Origin of the sequence: Actinotalea sp. (assembly GCF_035443605.1) — a bacterium.
Taxonomy (GTDB): domain Bacteria; phylum Actinomycetota; class Actinomycetes; order Actinomycetales; family Cellulomonadaceae; genus Actinotalea.
In genome coordinates, this window is the sequence record NZ_DAORSQ010000001.1 from 39,484 (window position 1) to 43,421 (window position 3,938).

The 3,938-nt window shown below is 75.2% G+C and carries 5 protein-coding genes; 1 reads left to right on the top strand and 4 read right to left on the bottom strand.

From position 1 onward, the window contains the following. The 4 genes from PKY62_RS00215 to clpS form a co-directional block, all read right to left on the bottom strand. Positions 1-765, bottom strand: a 765-nt coding sequence (locus PKY62_RS00215; RefSeq protein WP_324533638.1) for an MBL fold metallo-hydrolase, incomplete at its 3' end; no start/stop codon positions are given. A 1-nt stretch (position 766) separates the two neighbouring features. Continuing rightward, positions 767-1,582, bottom strand: a complete 816-nt coding sequence (murI, locus tag PKY62_RS00220; protein ID WP_324533639.1) for a glutamate racemase — start codon at positions 1,580-1,582, stop codon at positions 767-769. A gap of 9 nt (positions 1,583-1,591) precedes the next feature. Next, the gene (locus PKY62_RS00225) at positions 1,592-2,206 is read right to left on the bottom strand and encodes a DUF2017 family protein (protein ID WP_324533641.1); all 615 of its coding nucleotides are present in this window, start codon (positions 2,204-2,206) and stop codon (positions 1,592-1,594) included. Positions 2,207-2,228: 22 nt separating this feature from the next. Then, a complete protein-coding gene (gene clpS, locus PKY62_RS00230; RefSeq protein WP_324533643.1) occupies positions 2,229-2,519 on the bottom strand; it encodes an ATP-dependent Clp protease adapter ClpS in 291 nt (96 codons plus the stop codon). Positions 2,520-2,628: 109 nt separating this feature from the next. Between clpS and PKY62_RS00235 the strand changes: the two genes are divergently transcribed. After that, positions 2,629-3,938 (top strand): nicotinate phosphoribosyltransferase (locus PKY62_RS00235; protein ID WP_324533645.1); only part of this gene is annotated, 1,310 nt, incomplete at its 3' end.

Genomic DNA, 3,938 nt, shown 5'->3' on the forward strand with positions numbered 1-3,938 from the left:
GACGACGGGCCCGTCGTAGACCTCGCGGGCCTCGTCGAGTGCGGCGTCGGGGTGGTTCCAGGCCGGGACGTGGGTGATCACCAGCGCGCCCACACCCCCGCGGGCCGCCGCCTCGCCGGCGCGACGCCCGGTCAGGTGGATGCCCCGCACCGCGTCGTCGCGACCCTCGACGAACGACGCCTCGGCGAGCAGCACGTCCGCGTCGCGCGCCAGCTCGTCGAGCCCCGGGCACGCGTCCGTGTCCCCCGAGTACGCCAGGGTGACCCGGTGCGACGGATCGTCCTCGGCCGGGCCGCGCACCCGCATCCCGTAGGCGGGCACCGGGTGCTGGACCGCGAGCGGTGTGATCTCCAAAGGCCCCACGCGCACCGGGTAGCCCGCCTGCCAGGTGTGCACGGTGAGCTGCTCCCCCATGGACTCGCCCGGCTCCAGCCCGTACGCCTCCCCGAGCCGCGACGCCGTCCCGAAGGGACCGTGCACGGGCAGGGGGACTCGGCCGCGCGAGGGCGACGTCGGGCGGTAGCGCAGGTAGACGTAGAGACCGCACAGGTCGGCCATGTGGTCCGGGTGCAGGTGGGACAGCGCCACGGCGTCCACGTCGGAAGGGTCGAGGTGCTGCTGGAGCGCCCCGAGCGCCCCGCTGCCCAGGTCGAGGAGCACGCTCCAGGTGCGTCCGCCCTGGTCCTCGGCCTGGACGAGGTAGCAGGACGCCGCGGAGTCGGGTCCGGGGAACGAGCCGGCGCAGCCGACGACGGTGAGCCTCATGTCAGCGCAGGCTCGTCGAGTGCTCGACCGCGACCACCTCGGGCCCGAGGAACCGGCGCGCGAGCGTGGCGAACGCCGCGGCGTCCCCGGTGGCCACGAAGCGGTGCTGCGGCGGGCCGAGCGCCGGGTCCCGCTCGAGGCCGTTCGCCACGAGGGTCCGGTAGACGTCCTTGGCCGTCTCCTCGGCGCTGGACACGAGCGTGACCCCCTCGCCCATGACGTACGAGATCACTCCGGTCAGCAGGGGGTAGTGCGTGCAGCCCAGCACGAGGGTGTCGACGTCGGCGGCCTGGACGGGGGCCAGCGACTCCCGGGCCACGGCGAGCACGTCCGGACCGGAGGTGCGGCCCGCCTCGACCAGCTCGACGAACCGGGGGCAGGCCCGGGACGTCACGTGCACACCCTGGGCGACGGCAAGGGCGTCGTCGTACGCGCGCGACTCGATCGTGGCCCGGGTGCCGATCACCCCGATGCGGCCCGTGCGGGTGGCGGCGGCGGCCCGGCGTGCGGCCGGCAGGATGACCTCGACCACGGGCAGCCCGCGACGCTGGGTGTAGCGCTCGCGCGCGTCGCGCAGCACGGCGGCCGACGCGGTGTTGCACGCGATGACGAGCATCTTGACGCCGGCGTCCACCAGGTCGTCCATGACCTCGAGCGCGTGCGCCCGGACGGCCGCGAGGGGTTTGGGCCCGTAGGGGCCGTTGGCGGTGTCGCCGATGTAGAGGACCGCCTCGTGCGGCAGCTGGTCGAGCACGGCGCGGGCGACGGTCAGGCCGCCGACACCGGAGTCGAAGATGCCGATCGGAGCGTCGTTCACGGGCCGAGCCTAGACCGCGCCACCGTCCCGCACGGGAGGCAGCGCGTCGACCATGAGCTGGACCAACGACTCCTGCAGCTCGGTCAGGACGGCGTAGACGGTCGCCAGGAACCGGGCCGTCGCCTCGTCCTGCGTCGCCACCGGCCCGTCGCGCTGCGCGAGGTCGTAGACCGACTCCGCGTCGTCGTCGGTGAGGACGCCCAACCGGCTCGCGAGCACCAGGCGCAGGTCGGTCAGCGCCGCCGCCACGGCGGCCGCGTCGCTGGGCACGACGACGGCGTCCGGTCGGGCCGCGTCGAGCACGGCACGGAGCCGGCGCAGGTGGCCCACCTTGGTGCCGCGCAGGTCGGCCTCCGTCAGGCGACGCAGCTCGGCCGCGAGCTCCGGGTCCGCAGCGGCGTCGGGGAGCAGGCGGAGCAGCGCCGGGTCGGTGGGCGTGCGCACCGGGCCGGTGCCAAGGCGCAGGGTCGCGAACGGGTCGTCGGACGCTCCCCCGGGCGGGGCCCCGGCCCCGCCGAGGAGCAGGTCGACCACCCCGTCGACGACGTCGAGGAGCACGGCGCGCTCGGGCGCCTCGATCCGCGCCACGTACGCCGGCCCGTCGTCGATGCGGAACGGCCTCATCTCCGGTACCGCGCGCCCGACGTCATCGGTCGGACGCCTGGACCGTTGCCCACAGCCCGAACCCGTGCATCGCCTGGACGTCGGCCTCCATCTGCTCGCGCGGCCCGGTCGAGACCACGGCACGACCCTCCTCGTGGACCTGGCGCATCAGCCGCTCGGCGCGCTCGGCCGCATAGCCGAAGTAGGAGCGGAACACGTAGGCGACGTAGCTCATGAGGTTGACCGGGTCGTTCCAGACGATGGTCACCCAGGGCGAGCCCAGCGCCGCGCGGAGGTCCTCGACGGGCTCGGCGAGGCTGGACGGGGTGGGCACGCGACCACTCTAGGAGCGCACCCGGTGGGCGGCAGCCGCCGTCCCGACGGCACGGCACGACGCAAGCGCTTGCGAGCATCCCGGGCCGCCGCACCCTAGGTTGTCCCTCATGAGCGCAGCGCCGCCCTCGTCCACCGCCCTCCTCACGGACCGGTACGAGCTCACCATGCTCGACGCCGCGCTCGCCGACGGCACCGCGGGCCGGCACTGCGTCTTCGAGGTGTTCACCCGCCGCCTCCCGCCCGGGCGTCGGTACGGGGTGCTGGCCGGCACGGGCCGCGTCCTCGAGGCGATCGGGGCGTTCCGGTTCGGTGACGCAGAGCTCGCCTACCTCGCCGAGCACCGCATGGTCACGCGGAGCACGCTGGACCACCTCGCCGCCTTCCGGTTCACCGGGTCGATCACCGGCTACGCCGAGGGCGAGTGCTTCTTCCCGTTCTCCCCCGTCATGGTCGTCGAGGGCACGTTCGCCGAGGCCGTGGTGCTCGAGACGCTGGTGCTCTCGGTGCTCAACTACGACTCCGCCGTCGCGTCCGCGGCGTCCCGCATGACGGCAGCGGCCGGTGACCGTCCGTGCCTCGAGATGGGCTCCCGCCGCGCGCACGAGCAGGCCGCCGTGGCGGCCGCCCGCGCAGCCGTCGTCTCGGGGTTCGCCGGGACGTCCAACCTCGAGGCGGGCCGCCGCTACGGCCTGCCCACCATCGGGACCGCGGCCCACGCGTACACGCTGCTGCACGACGACGAGGCGTCGGCCTTCGCCTCGCAGGTCGCCGCGCAGGGGCCCGGCACCACGCTGCTCGTGGACACCTACGACGTCACCCGCGGCGTGGCGCGCGCGGTCGAGGCCGCCGGGACCGGGCTCGGCGCGGTACGGCTCGACTCGGGCGACCTGCTGTCCCAGTCCCGCGAGGTGCGCGCCCAGCTCGACGCGCTGGGCGCAACGGGCACCCGGATCGTCGTCACGTCCGACCTCGACGAGCACGCGATCGCGGCGCTGGCCGCAGCGCCGGTCGACTCCTACGGCGTCGGCACGTCGGTGGTGACGGGATCCGGCGCGCCGACCTGCGGCATGGTCTACAAGCTCGTGGCGCGTGAGGGGGCCGACGGCGTGCTCGCGCCGGTCGCCAAGGCCTCGACACGCAAGACGAGCACCGGGGGACGCAAGACGGCAGCGAGGCGCTTCGGCGCCGACGGCCGTGCCGTCGAGGAGGTGCTCGTCACGGGACCCGACCAGGCCGTGGCGACCTGGGCCTCCCCGACGCACGACCTGCGGCCCCTGCACGTGCCGCTCGTGGCGCACGGCGCGGTCGACACCCGCTGGACGGGCTCGACCGGGGTCCAGCGGGCCGCGGCCCGCCACGCCGAGTCCCGGGCCGAGCTGCCCCGCACAGCGCGCCGGTTGTCGGCCGGCGAGCCGGC

Bases quoted from the DNA above. Each gene is read 5' to 3' on its own strand.
- PKY62_RS00225 (WP_324533641.1), bottom strand. From the start codon at position 2,206: ATGAGGCCGTTCCGCATCGACGACGGGCCGGCGTACGTGGCGCGGATC.